Source organism: Paraburkholderia megapolitana (genome assembly GCF_007556815.1).
Classification (GTDB): Bacteria; Pseudomonadota; Gammaproteobacteria; order Burkholderiales; family Burkholderiaceae; genus Paraburkholderia; species Paraburkholderia megapolitana.
In genome coordinates, this window is the sequence record NZ_CP041745.1 from 938065 (window position 1) to 955230 (window position 17166).

The following is a 17166-nucleotide window of genomic DNA, read 5'->3' on the forward strand; positions in this document are numbered from 1 at the left end:
CGGCCCATGTCGTCATGCTGAACGGAAAGTCGCTTAAACGCGTTAACCGCGGGCGCCGCCAGGCGCTCGCCGGTCTCGGCGCGGTGGCGTTTGCCGCGTCGACTTCTGCCGCGGTCTCCGCGGCGGTTTCGTCTGTGGCTAGTGCTGCGTCTACGCCGGCGGCGTCGACGATGTCGCCCGCACTGCCGCGCAACGCGCGCATCGTCGTGCTCGACTGGGGCTTGATCGAAGTCGTGCTGTCGCTCGATGTCGTGCCGGTCGGCGTGTCGCGACCCGTGTGGTACACGCGGCTCGACGGCAATCCGCCGCTACCCGCGACGGTCGTCGATACCGGCCTGCTGTTCCAGCCGAATTTCGAAGTGCTCGAAGCGCTCAAGCCCGATCTGATCGTCGTGACGCCGTGGCACGCGCCGTTGCGTGGGTTGCTCGAGCGCGTCGCACCGACCTTCACGGTGACGATGTTCGGTCCGGGCCTCGATATCTATTCCACGGTGCGCACGGCAACGCGGCAACTGGCCGCGAAGCTCGGCCGCGACGCCGAAGCCGATGTGCTGCTGCAGCGTACGGACCAGCAGATCGCTACAGCCGCGCAAGCTATCGCCACGACGCGCGACGTGCGCCGGCCGCTGTACCTGCTGCGGCCGCTCGACGGCCGGCACGTGGCGGTGGCCGGTCCGCACAGTCTGTTCGGCGGTGTGATGGGCGAACTCGGGCTCGTCAACGCGTGGCAGGGTTCGACCGATCCGCTCGGGATGGGCGAGACCGATCTCGCCGCGCTCGCGCAACATGCCGACTCGCAGGTCGTATTGTCCGGCACGCCGCCTGGTGTCCTCGCGGAGTTGTCGCGCAGTCCGCTCTGGCGTTCGCTGCCGTTCGTCGCGCAGCATCGCGTGCGGCAGATCGGCATGTTTCCGACTGCCGGCGGCCTCGTGGCGGCGACGCGCTTCGCGACCGCGCTTGCGCAGGCGCTGCAAGGAGTGTCTTCATGAATCACGTGGCCGGCGTATCTGCTGCTCCCGCTGCCCATCGTCCGTGGCGCCTGCCGGCGTTGCTCGCCATTCTCGCGTTGCTGCTTGCGGCTCATACGTTGTCGGTGCGCCTGCCGTTCTCGCAATGGTCCGGCATGCTGTCCGCGTTCGCCGATCCATCCGCTGCGACGCTGCCGCAACTCGTCGTGCAATACAGCTGGCTGCCGCGTCTCGCGATTTCATTGCTCGCGGGTGCGGCGCTGTCGCTTGCGGGTGTCGTGTTCCAGCAGGTGCTGCGCAATCCACTCGCCGAGCCGTTGACGCTAGGTGTATCTGCAGGGGCGTATCTCTCGCTGACGATCGCGGCCGTGTGGGCACCGGCGCTCGTCGCCGATGCGCGCTTCACGATCGCGCTCGCGGGCGCCGCGCTTGCCATGCTCGCGACGATGGCGCTGACCTGGCGCAAGGGCTTCGCTGCTGTTTCGGTAGTGCTGGCCGGGATGATCGTGAATCTGTACTGCGGCGCGATCGTGGTGCTGCTCACGGTGATGTTCGAGCGTTCGCTTGCTGCGGTATTCATCTGGGGTGGCGGTTCGCTCAGTCAGACCGGCTGGCAGACCGTGCTGTGGATGCTGCCGCGCGTTGTTGTCTGCGCAATCGGCGTCGTGCTGCTGGTGCGTCCGCTCACGCTGTTTTCGCTCGACGATCGCAGTGCGTCGCAGCTCGGTCTGTCGCTTGCGTGGGCACGCCCGGCTGCGCTCGCAGTCGCAGTCGTGCTCAGCGCTTTCGTGGCCAGCGCCGTCGGCGTGATCGGCTTTATCGGCCTGGCGGGACCGGCGCTCGCGCGGCTCGCGGGCGCGCGACGTCTGCGCGATCAACTGCTGTGGGCGCCGCTTACCGGCGCGGCCTTGCTTGCGCTCGCCGACCAGGCGGTGCAGTGCCTGCCCGGCGCGTTCGGCGAACTGCTACCTACCGGTGCGGCGTTCGCTCTGTTCGGTGGGCCGTTGTTGTTGTGGCTGCTGCGGCGCTTTCGTATCGAAGGTCCGCGCCCCGTAGCCGCCGATGCAGCCGCGCCGCGTCGTGCACCGTTGCCGCTCGGCCTGCTGCTCGGGGCGCTGCTGGTAGTGGCGATCGTCGTGTCGCTGCGCTTTGCGAAGACGCTGCACGGCTGGCACTGGACCGGCGCCGCCGAATGGGCCCGCGTCGAATTCTGGCGCGTGCCGCGGCTCGTCGCCTCGGTGTCGGCGGGTGTGATGCTGGCGCTGGCCGGCACGCTGCTGCAACGCGTGACCGGCAATCCAATGGCGAGCCCCGAACTGCTCGGCGTGAGCGGCGGGGCGATGCTCGGCACGCTCGTGGGAGCCGTACTGATGCCCGCGCCGTCGGCGCTCGGGCTGCTAGGCGCAGCGGGCGTCGGCGCATTGCTGTTTCTGCTCGCAATCGTCATGCTCGGACGACGCAATCAGTTCGCGCCGGGACATCTGCTGCTTGCGGGTGTCGCGCTCAGTGCGCTGTCGCAATCGGTGATCGTTCTTGCGACCGCGAGCGGCAGTGGCTACGCGACGTTGTTGCGCACGCTGATGTACGGCTCGACGTACCTCGTCAGTCCGGCGACTGCGCTCGTCGTGTGCGTGTGTGCGTTGCTTGCCATCGCCGTTGCGTGGCTCTGCGGACGCTGGCTCGATATCCTGCCGCTCGGCGCGAACGTCGCCGATGCGCTCGGTGTCGGCACGCGGCGAGCGCGGCTCACGCTGCTGGTGATCGCGGCGATACTGACTGCGGGCGCGACTACGGTGTTGGGGCCGATGTCGTTCGTCGGGTTGATGGCACCGCATCTTGCGCGGCTGCTCGGCTTTCCGCGCGCGCGCTCACAGATGCTGATCGCGGCGATGCTCGGCGGGCTGTTGATGGTGGTCGCCGACTGGCTCGGGCGCAATCTCGTGTTCCCGCAGCAGATGCCGGCGGGTGTGCTGGCGACGTTGATCGGTGGTCCGTATTTGATGTGGCTGTTGCGCCGCCGTTGATGGTGCGATAGCGGTGAGTATTTGCTCCGAAGGGCTCGCTTGCGAGCCCTTCGGTTTTTGGTGCGGCAGCGCGTGTTGATCGCGCAGATGTTGCGTCGTTATTGCACGCCGAGCGCGTGCTTCACCGCGGCGATCCCGTTACTGCCGTCGAACGCGCTCACGCCGGCCAGCCATTCATCGAGCGCCCGCGGATTGCCCTTAAGCCAGCTTTGCGCAACCACCGTCGGGTCTTGATGATCCATGATCGGCACCATCAGATGGTTTTCCATGTCGGTGGTGAACTGCAGGTTGGTCAGTAACCGACCGACGTTCGGGCAACGCTGCATATAGTCGGTCGGCACGACCGTGAAGACTTTGGCCGAGCCGTAGTTCGGACCGAACACGTCGTCGCCGCCGCTCAGGTAGGCGATCTTGTAGTCGACGTTCATTGGATGCGGCTCCCACGCGAGGAACACGATCATCTTGTGATCGCGGATCTGCCTGCCGACCTGCACCAGCATCGCAGCCTCGCTCGACTCCACCAGCTTGAAACCACCCAGCCCGAACTGGTTGGTGTCGATCATCTTTTGCACATGCGCGTTGCCGTTATTGCCCGCGCCGATTCCGTAGATCTTGCCGTCCAGTTGATCGCGGAACTTCGCGATGTCGGCGAAGCTCTTCAGACCCGCGTCGGCTGCGTAGGCGGGGACCGCAAGCGTGTATTTCGCACCCACGAGGTTCGGTCGTTCCAGCACCTTCAGCGCACCGGCCTGCACGAAAGGCACGACCGTCGATGTCATGCTCGGGTCCCAGTAACCCAGGAACGCGTCGATCTGCTTTTTCTTGATCCCGGCGAAGACGATGGGCGGCGACGCGATCGTTTTGGTCGGCTGGTAACCGAGATCCTGCAACAGCGCGCTCGCGATGCCCGTGGTCGCGGCGATATCGCTCCAGCCGACATCGCCGAAGGTTACGCTGCGGCAGGCTTCTGGGTCCCGCGCATAGGCGCTGCCGAGCAGCGCAAGCGATGCGAGGCATGCGCCAGCCAGTTGTACGACGCGTTTCATCAAGTGGTCTCCTTCATGGGAATCATGGAAAAGGTCGGCGCAGACAGCGGACGCCCGTCGTTTGCGGATCCGATAACCTGGGAACCTGGGTACCTCGGTCTCGGTCGGTTGCGACGAGCATAAATTCAAATACACAAAATCACAAGTTTGCAAAAATAAGCACAGAATGGACGACCGCGGCTCGGCTCGGACCTTTGAAGCACCCAATGGATATGCTAGATTTGCTCCGCCAATCGCAGCCGCATTGAGATTCGCAAGAACATTCGATAAGACCGGGAATGGAGAGTGCTATGTGGATCGTGGTGATTGGCCTGCTTGCGAACCTGCTGATGTCGTACGCGGCCTACTCCGATTTTGCGGACATGGCGGCCATGGGTTTGCCCCCATCGATAACAAGCGCCCTGGTTTATGTGCTGGTATTTTTCTGGGCGCTTTCTCTGGCCGGTTTGATCCTGATCCTTACTGGAAAGAAGAAGCCTGGCGCGATCATGGTGATCGTCGGTTCGATCATTGTGATTCCGGTGGGACTGATTGCGATCATCGGTGCCCGCAACGTGATCAAGAGTCTAGGCAACGATCTCGACGCGCGCCGCAAGCTGGCGCCTGGCGGCGACGCTGCGCCGCCGTCCGTATGACGCCGGATCGAGCGCGGGTGCGACCATGAACGACAGTGGCCGGATGCCCGACATCCTGGAAGTACGCGCGACGCGTGGTGCATCGTCGACGATCGTGCTCGGCGGCGTTCTGCTGCTCGTCTCGATCTTTCTGGTGATCGCGCTCGACGATCTGTATGGCCTCGCCGGCCTGGGCGGTCTCGGTACGTCGGCTGCCGTGATGATCGTGGTCGGTATCTGGAGATTGAAGAGCGCACGCGTGACCTTCCGTCACGATCACTTCGAAACGAAGGTCGCACCGGCTGTGGGCTGGCATTCGGTGCTCTATTCCGAAGTGACGCAAGTGGAGCAGAAAGGCAAACTGCTGACGCTCTACTACCGCAAGCACAACGTTGTCGGCACTGCCAGACCGACGCGCGTGAAAATCGGCCTCAACGAAATGCAGGATGACGAGCGCGACGGTTGTATTGCTGCGTTTCGTGCGCGTCTACCAGCGAGGGTTTTTCAGAGCGCGCGCTAGACATGAAGTGCGTCGTGTGTGGCGGTGCTCACCGGACGATGCCGATGGGACTGTACGTGTGGGAGAAAATGCGTACGGACTGCCCGTCGTGGGCAGTCCGTCGCTATCGGCTGAACTAGCTAGTCTCCGGCCTTACTGCCCGGAGACCAGGACGTCCGCAATGACGCCGGTCGCAATGGCGGCCAGCACGTAGTCGCCATTCACCCCGACCCAGTGATAGCCGCGCGGCGGCTGGCGTAGCCCATGGCCACGCCAGTCGTCGACTGCGTAATTGCGGTCCCGGTACTCGGTCGGGAGGCGGTCGCCGCGATGCCAGTCGCTATGCGGAATAGGGCCGCCTTCTCTATGAACATCGGCGTCATGGTAGCCATGGCCGCCGCGGGGGCCGCCGTGCTCTGGGCCTTGCCGCGGACCATCCGGACGTTGCTGGGCGAGGGCTGAGGTTGTTCCCAGCAGCGAAACCAGGACTAGCTGTGCGATCGTTTTTGTCTTCATGTACGTGTCTCTCGATAAGGGAGTCGATGACGGTACAGGCAGTGTCGGTGCGCAAGCCCCAGGCCAGCGGGCTGGTGACACGGCCAGCGTTACGCTCGCGGCGCGGCCGTTCGAGGTCTGGGACCCGATGGCTACGATGCGATGACGTGCGCACATGATCGCATGGATCGTGTAAGCGTCGCATGAACGGTCAGTGACGGGCCAGTTCGTCGCGGACGGCGGCGAGCCACAGGGCCACCGCATGCGCGCCGGGGTCGGCAAAACCCAATGCGCGATCGCCGACGTAGCTGGAGCGGCCAAGGCGCGGTTGCATCGAAGCGGTACTTGCTGCGCCTGTGCGGGCTGCATCGACGGCGGCCTGTAACGCAGCGCCGTTGTTGTGCGATTGCGCGAGCGCGGCCCGCAGCGCGTCGGCCGCCGGGTGCAGCGCGTCGACCATCGTGCGGTCGCCGGGATGGGCGCCGCCCAGTTCCATTACACCATCGACGGCCGCCGTGAATGCCGTCGACCAGTTGCCGGCAGCGGGGGCGCCGACCGCGGAGGATGCATCCAGTGCCGCGGCCGCGCGCATCAGCATCACTGCATAGAGCGGCCCCGAGGTGCCGCCCACGACGCGTCTGACCGTCGCGGCCAGGGCACGCAATACCGCACCCGGCGACGTGGCCGCCGGATAACCGTCGATCTCGTCCAGGATGCCGTGCGCCGCGCGCGCGAGGCTGATGCCGAGGTCGCCGTCGCCGACGCGCTGATCCATCGTGGTCAGTTCTGGCTCGGCCTCGAGCAGGCACGCGCATACCGCTTCGATGGCCCGACGCAGGGTCGAGCTGGGCGCGAGCCCGGCGACGTGCGTGCCGGTTGGCACAGCCGGGGCGACCGGGGCAGCCTTCGTTGCAGCACGTGCCACACGCCCACCTGAGGTCGGCCACGCGCTCGTCAGCGCAGGGGCATCGAGCCATGCAAGCCGTTGATCGTCGACGCGCAGCAACGTGAGCGATACACCGGCCATCTCGAGTGCGCTCAGGAACGTACCGGCCCACGCACGTTCGACCTGGAGCTGACGCGCGCCGAGATAGCGCAACGCTGCACCGGCGACGATGTTCAGTTCGCTCGACGGCGTGCCGCCCAGGTTGTTGACGAGCAATGCGACGCGGTCACCGGCGCGTAGCGATCGATCGTCGGCGATGTGTGCGAGCAGACGCTCGACGATCCGGTCGGCCGCTTCGAGCGTGCCGCGCTGCACACCGGGTTCGCCGTGAATGCCGAGACCCCATTCGATCTCGTCGCCGGCCAGTTCGAACCCTGGCTTGCCGGCGGCCGGCACCGTGCAGGACGTGAGTGCTACGCCCATCGTGCCGAGTTCCGCGGCGACGGCGCGCGCGACCCGCGCGACCTCGTCGAGCGAACGGCCTTCGGCGGCGGCCGCTCCGGCGATCTTGTGCACCAGCACCGTCCCCGCGAGCCCACGGCGCCCCGCGTGCGCACCGCCCGCCGAGAGCGCCACGTCGTCGGCCACGACCGCCATTTCGACGGCGATGCCTTCGGCGCGCGCGATTTCTGCGGCGAGACCGAAGTTCAGGCGGTCGCCGGTGTAACTCTTGACGATGAGCAGCACGCCCGCAGGGCCGGCCACGGCCCGGATCGCGTCGAGCACCGCGTCGACCGATGGCGACGTGAACACTTCGCCCGCGACCGCCGCGCTCAGCATGCCCGCGCCGACATAGCCGCCGTGCGCGGGTTCGTGGCCGGAGCCGCCTCCCGAAATCAGCGCGACTTCGCCGCGCGCGGCAGCCGCTGCGGCGTCTGCGCGCACGACGATCGTGGTGCCTTGTAGCAACGCCAGGTTCGGGTTCAGCGCGGCCAGTCCGTCGAGCATCTCGGGTACGACGGAGGCGACATCGTTGATGAGTTTTTTCATGGTCGGGTGGATCCTCGGAAGACTGGGAGGCGTTGGAAGCGCTGAAAGTGGCCGGCGTTTTTCAGGTGCCTGTTGCGGCTGCTGAACATGATAGATCGGCCGGCGGCGGGTTTGTGCTAACGCAGGAACTTCCCGACCTTTCGCTCCAGCAACGCGATCAGTTCAGGCTGCATGAAGGTATAGCGGTCCGGGATGTCGAGACACACCAGTCTTTTGCTCTTCAGATGCGCAGCGAAGGCTTTCGACAGTCTGGCCTTGTGCGCCGACTCCATCACGAAGACGATATCGGCCCATGCGAGCTGCTCGATCGACAGCACGGTCACTGCATCGGGCGCGAGGCCTGCCGAATCTGTCTCGATGCCGGGCCAGCTCGAGAACACTTCTTCCGCAGTCGGGCTGCGCAAGCGGTTCCGGCTACAGATGAAGAGTGCGCGCGTCACGTCTTTCGTTCCTGCAAGGTCATTGTTTGGCTCACGCTCAGCGACGCGCAGCCAGCTTCACGACCAGCGCATGCTCGCGTCTCGCATCCTCGAGCACGGCCTTGATCTTCTGCGCATGGGGCGAATCGATACTTTCGTGCGTCGTGGAAGCGTCGGCGAGCCCGAGCATCGCGTGTCGCATGTCGTCGTAGTAGCGAAGCAACGCGGCTCGCAGTGGCTCGCGCGCCGAGCCCGGAGGCAACGGCGTGTTGTTGATCCGCTGATACAGCGCATCCCACTCCGGCCAGAGCGCAGTGCGTATCTTGGCTTCGAACTCGGTGCGCTGCGCTGGCACGTGCGCCATTTTCGCCACGCTCTGCAGGTCCATGAGCGCCTTTTGTTCCGCAGCCGACTGCTGCTGCAGCGCGAGCGCGAAGGCTCGTTCCTCGCGTGCCTCCGGACTTGTATTCGAGCGTACCGCGAGGAAAAGGAGCGCAGCCGAGACGAACGCGGCAAGCGATACCGCGAGGAGTGCGGTATCGCGTGGATCGCTGCGGGCCTCGGCGGGATCGACGGGCTGAGCCAGCAACCAGCCCATCAGCAGGCCCGCACAGAGACCGCCGACATGCGCGGCATTATCGGTGCCACGATTCGTGAGGCCGTTGAACAGGCCAAACGCCACCACGAGAATGGCCGAGCGAAATCGCTGCGCGCGGATCGTCGCTGGCATGCTCGAACGATAGCGGATCACATACGCCAGCAACGCGCCGAGCACGCCGAAGATCGCCCCCGACGCACCCGCACTGTTGAGATTGGGATGCCAGTAAAGGCTGACCAGACTCGCTGTAAGCCCCGAGAATAGATAAAGCGCGGCGAAGCGCAGGTTGCCGAACAGGCGCTCGACGATCATGCCCACCTGGGCGAGCACGATCATGTTGAAGGCGACGTGCGTGAGACTGAAGTGGACGAAGACCGCCGTGATCAGCCGCCACCATTCGCCGTCGAGCGTATTGGGGCCGAAATTGGAACCGAAAGCGAGCGCCGCGCTGCTACGGATGTTCGGGAAGCCAGCGCCATTGCCCACCATGACCGCGTACACGAGCACATTGAGCGCGATGATTGCCCACGTTACCCAGACGTAGGGGGTACGCGTTTCCACGCCGTCGAGGAAGCGCTCCAGCGTCTCGGCTGCGGCGGCGAAGCCGGGCGTCATCGTGTTGGGCAACTGCGCGGCGATTGCGCGCGCGTCGGGCCGACTCTGCGCCTGGATCAGGATCACGCGGGCCTTGCCTGTTTCGGTAGCGGCTTCGAAGCGCACGAGCCTGCCGGTGACGACGACGTTGTGGATGGCTCGCAGCGGCATCTGCAGATCGATTTCGACATCGGCTCCGAACATGCGCCGGGCCAGCGCGAGAATGCGCACGTCGCTGCCTGTAAACAGGATTGCGCCGCGCGCGCTGAACGAGCGCGCGCGATACTCGCCGCGCCGTTGATACAGCCCCGAACCGTAGGCGATGTCGTAGCGGTCCGCTTTGGGGGATTCGACGGCGGTGTCGGGGAAGCGTGTCGCCTCACGTCCCCAGGTGGGTTCCTCGCGGCTCATGGATTCTTCACCGTGGCTCCATGCTGCATCTGCTCGAACAGTTCCGCGACCTGTCGAACCGCTGTTTCGGATGCCGCGCGATCCGGCGTGACGTCGCTGTTGTTGTAGTTGCCGGTGTCGCCGAGTACCTGAACCAGCACACCGTCGCTGCGCGGCACCACGCTGAAGTGCCGTGTGCTCAAGCCGTATTTCACTTCCGGTTGTGGAATTAACCGCGCGGTCTGACCGCGTACCGGCACGATCGAATCGTCGGCGAACAACGCTTTCGCGCCGTAGCCCGTTGCATTGATCAGCGTGCGCTCGGGGAGCTTCAGCAGTTCGTGCGGCTCGTTGAACTCGCGTACCTCGATCTTGCCGCCGGCCGCGAGAAAATCGGCCATCAGCATGCGTGCGTAGGTGCTGATGTTGAACATCAACGTCGTGTAGCGGCGTACATGAGGCTGCGGAAACGGATAACTTCCCGGCGCCAGGGTCACGGAGCGCGGCGTGAGATCGCGCACGCGGTCGTAGAGTTCGCCGTACGCGGGCTCGTCGGATACGGTTTCGCCGGGCTGGCTAAACGGCGTGTCGGATAGCGAATAACCGTCGATCCACTCGATCGGTCGGCCGGGCAGGCCTAACAAGCTTTGATACATGCCGAACGACGCACGCGTCATCTCTTCCCAGGTCGCACCGAAGCTGTCTGCATGCTGCGCGTCGCAGATGCGCGAGTCGGGTGTCCACAGCCCGGAGGCGCGCATCGAATAGACATCGGGCGGCAGAGCCTTCGCGTAGATGCGCACCGTGAGCCCGGCCCGCTGCGCGAGCAACGCGGAAGTCAGGCCCAGCGCACCGCAACCGATCACGCCGAGATTGCGTACGCCGGTAGTTTGCGCAATGTGCAGCGCACGCGCACTCGACCCCCACGACAGCGACCAGCCGCTGCCGCCGTGCCCGTAGTTGTGCACGATCGCCGTGTGCCCGACACGTTCCATTTCGATGCGCGGTCCGGCGGCGCGGAACGGCCGCGTGCAGACATAGATGCCGGTGATCCGGTCGACCTGCGCCCTGATCGGTGCGAGTACGACGTCGTCCGGCTGCAGGCGGGTGGTGAGCGGCGGTGCGGTGGTGTCGCGAGTGCGCGTGGGCGGGGGCGCCACGGGCTGCCTCGCGCACGATGCGGTGACGGCGGTCGTTGCGACTGCCAGCGTTGCGCCGGCGTGACGTAGAAATTGACGTCGTTGCACTAACGGACTCCGTACCAGGACAAGAGAGGGTGGCGTGAATCGAGTATGGCGAATATCTCACGAGCGCATCGGAAAGGATATTTCTCTTGTCGGGCTTTTGCGTCGTGGCGACGCGGACATAACAGATCGCTTACGGTAGACTGCGCGAGGTGGAAATAAGCGGCAAAATCGATGAAGCGGTATGGGTGAAATCGGCAGTTCGATAATATTCGCATGACCGGAAGATTTTGAAAAATCAGATTAACCATCATCCCAAAGTCATCTAAAAATGAAAATCCTTCAGCGCATTTTGATGCTTGCCCTGGTTTTCTGGCTTGCCGCCTGTAGCCAGGCCGGTCTTCCGTCCGCCGCATCGCCGCTGGCGCCGACCGATGCCGCCGCCGATCGCCCCGGGCTCGGCACCGCCTGGGGCGAGACCGTGAGCTCGGTGACCCACAGCGTCAAGTTCGAGCGCGCCGACAACAACACCCCCGACGACATCACGGCGATCTATTACAACGACACGATTAAGAGCAATGCCGGCGATTCGCGCGCCAGTCTCTCGATGGCAAGCGGGGCGATCAATCTCCGGTTTCGCGACGGCAACAACAACACGCTGAATCTGCTGCGCGGCGGCAATGGACGGTGGAATATCGTCGGGAAAGCCGGGGATCACTACGAGATGGTTTTATATAACAAGAGCCGGGCGCCTTATGAAGTGGTTTCCAGTGTGGACGGTCTCGACGTTATCTCGGGGCGGCCCGGCAGTTATCACACAGGCGGATATATCCTCTATCCGGGCAAGACATTGGTAATCGACGGCTTCCGGAAGAATGAAAGGGAAGTGGCGGCATTCCGCTTTTCGTCGGTTCCGCACAGTTATGTCGCGAACACGTCGAATGGCGATGTCGCCAATGTCGGTGTGATCGGCGTCGCGCTGTTTGCCGAGAAGGACTCGGAGGCGGCGATCCGGATGAAAGCCAATCCGTTCCCGCAAAACACGCAGAGCGACAGTCGCTTTGCGCCACCGCCCGACTCGATCCCATGATTCAATAGCGAGGCCGCGCCGCAGGACCTTCGCGCGGCGGCAATGCTGGGAGCATCGATGGAACGCGTGTTCATGCTAAGGGGGCGAGCGGTCGCACGACTCCTCGAAATTCGCAACGGCCTGCCGGGCAGCAGTGCGGCTGCGTCGGGCGCCACGCTCGCTGCTGTCGAACAGCTGCTCTTCGATCTCAGGGCTGGGCGTATCGACAGCTTCGTGCTGCCGATCGAGACGCCGGTGCAGGTGTTCGTCACCGACGACTAGATAAGGGTCGCGTCTGCGGGACCGTGGCTGCTGGCCGATTCTCTCAACAAGTCGATGAGCGCACGCAATCCCGCTGGAATGTGACGATTGCCCGGGAAGTAGAGGAACAGGCCAGGGATGACTGGACACCAGTCTTCAAGCACGGCAACGAGCCGTCGACGGGCAAGCGCGGTGCGCACGTAAGGCTCCGGCACGTAAGCGATTCCCAGGCTGTCGAGCGCTGCGTCGACCATCAGCGCATTGCTATTGAGCGTCAGCACGCCGGGCGGATCGATGGTGAATTCCTGCCCATGACGCGCAAACTCCCAGCGATATCGTTTCCCACCCGGCAGACGCTGCCGGATGCACTGGTGCTGCAGAAGCTCTTCCGGCACGACCGGCCGCCCATGTTTGCGACAGTAGCCTGGCGACGCAACTGCCAGAAACCGCACATCGCCACCGACGCGGACCGCGATCATGTCCTTGTGCAAGGCTTCACCGAGCCGGACACCCGCATCGAATCCTTCTTCGACGATGTCGACCAGCCTGCCGTCTGCCACGAGGTCGAGTTCGATGTCCGGATAGAGTGCAAGAAAGCGTGGCACGACGGTTTGCAGCAGTTGCCTGATGGCCCCTTCGTTGCCGTTGATTCTGAGCGTTCCGCTCACGTGCCCGTCGATCTGCGCGACATCCTCCAGCACTTCATCGAGATCTCTTAGCACCGGATTGAGCCGTTTCAACAAGCGCTCGCCCGCATCGGTCAGCGACACGCTGCGCGTCGTCCGGTGCAGCAGGCGCACGCCCAGGTCGTTTTCCAGTCCACGCATGGCGTGGCTCAGCGCTGAACGGGATACACCGAGCTGGTCGGCGGCCTGGCGGAAGCTGCGCCTGGCGGCGACTTCCATGAATGCCTGGAGGTCGGACAGAGTAGGTTGATTCATTGGTGAAAATTCCTCACCGGTTCATGCCGATTGGCGATGATTCTAAACGCAATCATACTGCTCTAGCATCGACCATGTGAACTCAACAGGAGCTGAGCATGGCAAAGAACTGGTTGATTACCGGTGCATCGAGCGGACTTGGACGCGGACTCGCCGAGCGGCTGCTCGAGCGTGGCGATGGTGTCGTCGCGACGATACGCAAGAGCGGTGCGCTCGACGATCTGCTGACGCGCTATCGCGACCGGTTGCAGGTAACCGGGTGCGATGTCACTGACGTCGCAGCTATCAGGGAAACGGTTGCGCAGGCGTTCGAACGCATGGGACGAATCGACGTGGTGGTCAGCAATGCCGCGTACGGGCTATTCGGTGCCGCCGAGGAACTGACCGATACGCAGATCGAACGTCAGATTGCGACCAATCTGACCGGTTCGATTCAGGTGATACGCGCGGCCATTCCCTATTTGCGGAATCAGGGCGGCGGGCGCATCGTCCAGGTGTCGTCTGAAGGCGGGCAGGTCGCGTACCCGGCTTTCAATCTTTATCACGCGACCAAATGGGGTATCGAGGGCTTCGTCGAGTCCGTCGCCAAAGAGGTCGCTGCTTTCGGGATCGATTTCCTGATCGTGGAACCCGGTCCGACCCGGACTAATTTTGGAGCCGGTCTCGATCACGCCACGCCGATGAGTTGTTACGACGACACGCCTGCTGGCGAAATCCGGCGCGCGATCGCAACCGGGTACTTCGCGCATTTTGGCGACGCGCGAAAGACTGTCGACGCGATGATTGCGGCGATCGACAGTCCGAACCCACCGTTCCGGCTGCCGTTAGGCCGCTCCGCTTACGATTCGATTCGCGAGGCGCTGCTCGGCAGGCTCAAGGTATTGGAGTCGCAAAAGGACGTGGCGCTATCGGTGATGGAATAGCGCCCGAACCGATGCTATGCCTCGCGCGTCTTCACCATCGTGGGCTTGATGCCGACCGCATCCAGCGCTTCGTGCATGGTCCGGAAGATCTGCGTCTCACCGAGCACTTTGCTGATGCCATGCCGGTTCATGTCCGAGCGCAAGTACTGGTTCACGCGCGCGAAGATGACCTTGATGCCGCGCTCCTTGAGCGACTCGCACAGATCGCTGACCGAACGTGCCGCGGAGTAATCCAGATCGGTAATCGCCCCGGCGTCGACGATGAACGTGTGCACCGGGTCCGGCGCGCGCTCGACAAGACTCTGCACTTCGTCGACGAAGAAATGATCGTTGGCGTAGAACAGATCGGCGCCGAAGCGATAGACGATCAGCCCCGGCGCCGTCTCGCAGCCCGGCGTGGCCGGCACCGGCACCCACAGCGAATCGGGGCCTGGTGTCAGCATCATCGTGTGTGGGCGGTAGCTGTGCCGCACGTGTATCAGCAGCGACAGCACGACGGCAAGCAGGATGCCCTGTTCCACACCGATCAACACGACGGCGGCCGCGGTGAAGACTGCCAGCGTGAATTCGCTGGGGGTCTCGTGGCGAATCGCGCTCAGGCTTTTCAGGTTGACGAGCCCGATTGCAATCGTAAAGACGATGCCGGCCAGAATGCAGTGCGGCAGGTACTGCAGCCATCCGCTCAGAAACAGCAGCACGAACACGACGACCGCGGCGAACACCACTTGCGCGAACTGGCTGCGCGCGCCGGCGCGCTCGGCCATCGCCGTCTGTGTCGGGCTGCCGTTGACGACAAACGCGCCCGTGAAGGCGGCCGCTGCATTGGCGACGGCGATCCCCAGAATGTCGGCGTTTTCATCGACGGTTTCGTGATACTTCTCTGCGAAGACACGTCCTGCTGCGGCGCTTTGCGCGACGATCATCGCGAAGCACGACGCGGCGACAGGCAACAGGTCGAGCGTTTGTCGCAAGCTGACGAACGGCAGATGCAGCGACGGCAAGCCGCCCGCCACCGGTCCGATCACCGAGATGCCGTGGCCGGCAAAGTCATAGAAGTAACTCGCGGCGATCCCGGCGATGACCGCGAAGAGCGACACCGGGAGCTTCGGCGCAAACCGCTTGCTGATCAGGACGCAGATCACGACGAGTAACGAAATGGCCAGCGTCGGCAGGTTGATCTGGTTCAGATGCAGCAGGATCAGCCCGAGCTGCGTGACCGTGCGCGACGCGTGTCCTGGAACACCGAGCATGTCGCCGAGCATTGCGATGCCGACCTGCACACCGACGCCCGACAGAAAACCGACCAGAACCGTGCGCGACAGAAAATCGGCGAGAAAACCGAGCTTGAAGATACGCGCGAGCAGCAGCATCCCCGCGGTCAGCATTGCCACCGCGCCGGCCAGCGCGACGTATGCGCCGCTCGCGATCGGCGCCATGGTGGACAGCTGGCTCGCGAAGATGGTTGCGGTCGCGGAATCGGCGGCGACGACCAGGTGGCGGGAGGCACCGAAAATCGCGAAGGCGACGATCGGCAGCAATACCGTATACAGGCCGGTTACCGCGGGCATGCCGGCTATGCGGGCATAGCCGAGCACCTGGGGAATATTCATCGACGCGAGCGTGATGCCCGCTAGCGCATCGCGCAGTGCAGCCGCGCGGCCAAGAGGAAGTACACCCTTTAACAGATGAAGTCGCATCGCCGTTTCCCAAAGAGATTGGGTATATAAGAGTTATCGAGCGGAACCGTGGAGCGTCGAGGTGCCGAAGCGTCGAAGCGTCAGTATCCGGGCAGCAATGAAACGATGAACCGGCGTAAGCCGTTTGGAGGCCAGACGGCCAGCCGTACATAGGCAGCAAAGTTACCACGGCTTGGGCGGGTTCGAGGCGAACTGCGGGCGCGGCGTAGTAGAGTGTTGGGCCAAACGAAGCCGTTATTTCGCGGGAATTCAGCGTTTTGTTGCGGTCTTTGTGTCATCGGCGGCGTGGGTTCACGCGTTAGAGGAGCACTGGGATCCCCAGGGCACCGTCGCGCCGTCGCGTGATTTCGCCGACATCCAACGCTTTTCGCTCGCGTTAGTTAGCCCGCAGGTTTCCGATTCGCTTATCTCTTCCGCACGAGCCCGATCTTCATGTCATTTTCTATCGTTTCGATCAAGAGGGCCGCTGCGCTGGCCGCATCGCTTTGCGTCCTGTTTGTCACAGCGGATCACGCGTATGCCGCCGACAACGTCATCGTGCTCGATTCCGGCGAAGCACAACTGAACCTGATCGACGAAACCACGCATAAGGTCATCGGCACGGAGCCGACCGGCAAGGAACCGCACCATCTGCAGATCACGCCCGACGGCCGGTCGCTGATCGTCGCCGATTCGGTGTCCAACGACCTGCTGTTTCTCGATCCGCACACGGGCAAGGTGCAGCGTCGCCTCGAAGATATCGAGGACCCGTATCAGCTTGGCTTCTCACCGGATCACAAGTGGTTCGTCACGGCCGGGCTCAGACTCGACCGGGTCGACATCTACCATTACGACGGCCAGAACCTCGTGCTCGCGAAACGCGTGCCGCTCGCGAAGACGCCGAGCCACATGACGTTCGCCTCCGACAACCGCACCGTATTCGTCACGCTGCAGGACACCGGCGAAGTCGCCGCGATCGATCTGCCGACGCAGACCGTGCTGTGGAAGCTGCACATCGGCAACACGCCGGCCGGCCTGTGGATGACGCCCAACGATCGCTATCTGCTGATCGGCATGACCGGCGAGGACGACGTTGCGGTTATCGACTGGCACAAGCAGCAGGTCGTCAAACGAATCCAGACCGGGCGCGGCGCGCACAACTTCCGCAATCTCGATGACGGCCAGCACATCGCGGTCACGAACCGCGTGGAGAGCACGATCAGTATTCTCGATTACAACGCGCTGACAAAAGTCGCGGACATCACCGGCCTGATGCCAGGCCCCGACGATATGGAGCTGTCCTCCGATCGCCGCTACCTGTGGGTCACGTTTCGTTTCGCCAAGCATGTGGGCATCATCGACCTGACGACGCATAAACTTATCGATACCATTGCGGTCGGACGTTCGCCGCACGGACTGTTTTTTGCGAACCGTGCGCCGATTTACGCGCCTAACCCGGACTGAGGCGGCTTCCGGTTTTGGGTACTGGTCTGGGCAGTAGCTTTGAGTAACACCCGCAATTCAAGAGG

Annotated in this window: 16 protein-coding genes; 8 read left to right on the forward strand and 8 right to left on the reverse strand. The window is 63.8% G+C overall.

Features of this window, described 5'->3' with window-relative positions:
* Positions 1 to 14: 14 nt before the first annotated feature.
* Together FNZ07_RS17580 and fhuB are read left to right on the forward strand one after the other, a co-directional pair.
* The gene (locus FNZ07_RS17580) at positions 15 to 989 is read left to right on the forward strand and encodes an ABC transporter substrate-binding protein (RefSeq protein WP_091010436.1); all 975 of its coding nucleotides are present in this window, start codon (positions 15 to 17) and stop codon (positions 987 to 989) included.
* Positions 986 to 2992: a Fe(3+)-hydroxamate ABC transporter permease FhuB gene (gene fhuB / locus FNZ07_RS17585; RefSeq protein WP_091010438.1), complete on the forward strand. Its 2007-nt coding sequence runs from the start codon at positions 986 to 988 to the stop codon at positions 2990 to 2992. Before FNZ07_RS17580 ends, fhuB begins: the two co-directional genes overlap by 4 nt.
* 98 nt (positions 2993 to 3090) lie before the next feature.
* On the opposite strand, the gene FNZ07_RS17590 is transcribed toward fhuB, so the two are convergent.
* Positions 3091 to 4038, reverse strand: a complete 948-nt coding sequence (locus FNZ07_RS17590) for a choline ABC transporter substrate-binding protein (RefSeq protein WP_091010440.1) — start codon at positions 4036 to 4038, stop codon at positions 3091 to 3093.
* Positions 4039 to 4328: 290 nt separating this feature from the next.
* Between FNZ07_RS17590 and FNZ07_RS17595 the strand changes: the two genes are divergently transcribed.
* A complete protein-coding gene (locus tag FNZ07_RS17595) occupies positions 4329 to 4673 on the forward strand; it encodes a hypothetical protein (protein ID WP_091010442.1) in 345 nt (114 codons plus the stop codon).
* 25 nt (positions 4674 to 4698) lie between these two features.
* Entirely contained in the window at positions 4699 to 5172 is a 474-nt protein-coding gene (locus FNZ07_RS17600) for a hypothetical protein (protein ID WP_091010444.1), read from the forward strand.
* 132 nt (positions 5173 to 5304) lie between these two features.
* On the opposite strand, the gene FNZ07_RS17605 is transcribed toward FNZ07_RS17600, so the two are convergent.
* The 5 genes from FNZ07_RS17605 to FNZ07_RS17625 all read right to left on the reverse strand — a co-directional run bounded on the left by FNZ07_RS17605 (position 5305) and on the right by FNZ07_RS17625 (position 10830).
* Positions 5305 to 5667, reverse strand: coding sequence for an RcnB family protein (locus FNZ07_RS17605; RefSeq protein ID WP_091010446.1), 363 nt, complete (start codon positions 5665 to 5667; stop codon positions 5305 to 5307).
* A gap of 190 nt (positions 5668 to 5857) precedes the next feature.
* Complete coding sequence (dhaK, locus tag FNZ07_RS17610) at positions 5858 to 7582, reverse strand: dihydroxyacetone kinase subunit DhaK (protein WP_091010448.1); 1725 nt, start codon at positions 7580 to 7582, stop codon at positions 5858 to 5860.
* A 116-nt stretch (positions 7583 to 7698) separates the two neighbouring features.
* The gene (locus FNZ07_RS17615) at positions 7699 to 8022 is read right to left on the reverse strand and encodes a low molecular weight protein tyrosine phosphatase family protein (protein ID WP_091010450.1); all 324 of its coding nucleotides are present in this window, start codon (positions 8020 to 8022) and stop codon (positions 7699 to 7701) included.
* A 37-nt stretch (positions 8023 to 8059) separates the two neighbouring features.
* Entirely contained in the window at positions 8060 to 9604 is a 1545-nt protein-coding gene (locus tag FNZ07_RS17620; RefSeq protein ID WP_091010455.1) for a rhomboid family intramembrane serine protease, read from the reverse strand.
* Positions 9601 to 10830 (reverse strand): FAD-dependent oxidoreductase, encoded by a 1230-nt coding sequence (locus FNZ07_RS17625; protein ID WP_091010457.1) that lies wholly within the window; start codon positions 10828 to 10830, stop codon positions 9601 to 9603. Before FNZ07_RS17625 ends, FNZ07_RS17620 begins: the two co-directional genes overlap by 4 nt.
* Before the next feature lie 292 nt (positions 10831 to 11122).
* Between FNZ07_RS17625 and FNZ07_RS17630 the strand changes: the two genes are divergently transcribed.
* Together FNZ07_RS17630 and FNZ07_RS17635 are read left to right on the forward strand one after the other, a co-directional pair.
* Positions 11123 to 11857, forward strand: coding sequence for a hypothetical protein (locus FNZ07_RS17630; RefSeq protein WP_245811416.1), 735 nt, complete (start codon positions 11123 to 11125; stop codon positions 11855 to 11857).
* A gap of 57 nt (positions 11858 to 11914) precedes the next feature.
* Positions 11915 to 12118 (forward strand): hypothetical protein, encoded by a 204-nt coding sequence (locus FNZ07_RS17635; RefSeq protein WP_143098041.1) that lies wholly within the window; start codon positions 11915 to 11917, stop codon positions 12116 to 12118.
* On the opposite strand, the gene FNZ07_RS17640 is transcribed toward FNZ07_RS17635, so the two are convergent.
* The gene (locus FNZ07_RS17640) at positions 12115 to 13038 is read right to left on the reverse strand and encodes a LysR family transcriptional regulator (RefSeq protein ID WP_091010465.1); all 924 of its coding nucleotides are present in this window, start codon (positions 13036 to 13038) and stop codon (positions 12115 to 12117) included. The genes FNZ07_RS17635 and FNZ07_RS17640 overlap by 4 nt on opposite strands.
* 98 nt (positions 13039 to 13136) lie before the next feature.
* On the opposite strand from FNZ07_RS17640, the gene FNZ07_RS17645 reads away from it, so the two are divergent.
* Positions 13137 to 13961 (forward strand): SDR family oxidoreductase, encoded by an 825-nt coding sequence (locus FNZ07_RS17645; protein WP_091010467.1) that lies wholly within the window; start codon positions 13137 to 13139, stop codon positions 13959 to 13961.
* Between the two features lie 14 nt (positions 13962 to 13975).
* Here the strand turns inward: FNZ07_RS17645 and FNZ07_RS17650 are convergent, their stop codons facing one another.
* Positions 13976 to 15658, reverse strand: coding sequence for a SulP family inorganic anion transporter (locus FNZ07_RS17650; protein ID WP_091010470.1), 1683 nt, complete (start codon positions 15656 to 15658; stop codon positions 13976 to 13978).
* A 432-nt stretch (positions 15659 to 16090) separates the two neighbouring features.
* On the opposite strand from FNZ07_RS17650, the gene FNZ07_RS17655 reads away from it, so the two are divergent.
* Positions 16091 to 17101 (forward strand): YncE family protein, encoded by a 1011-nt coding sequence (locus FNZ07_RS17655; RefSeq protein WP_091010472.1) that lies wholly within the window; start codon positions 16091 to 16093, stop codon positions 17099 to 17101.
* The last annotated feature ends 65 nt before the right edge of the window (positions 17102 to 17166 follow it).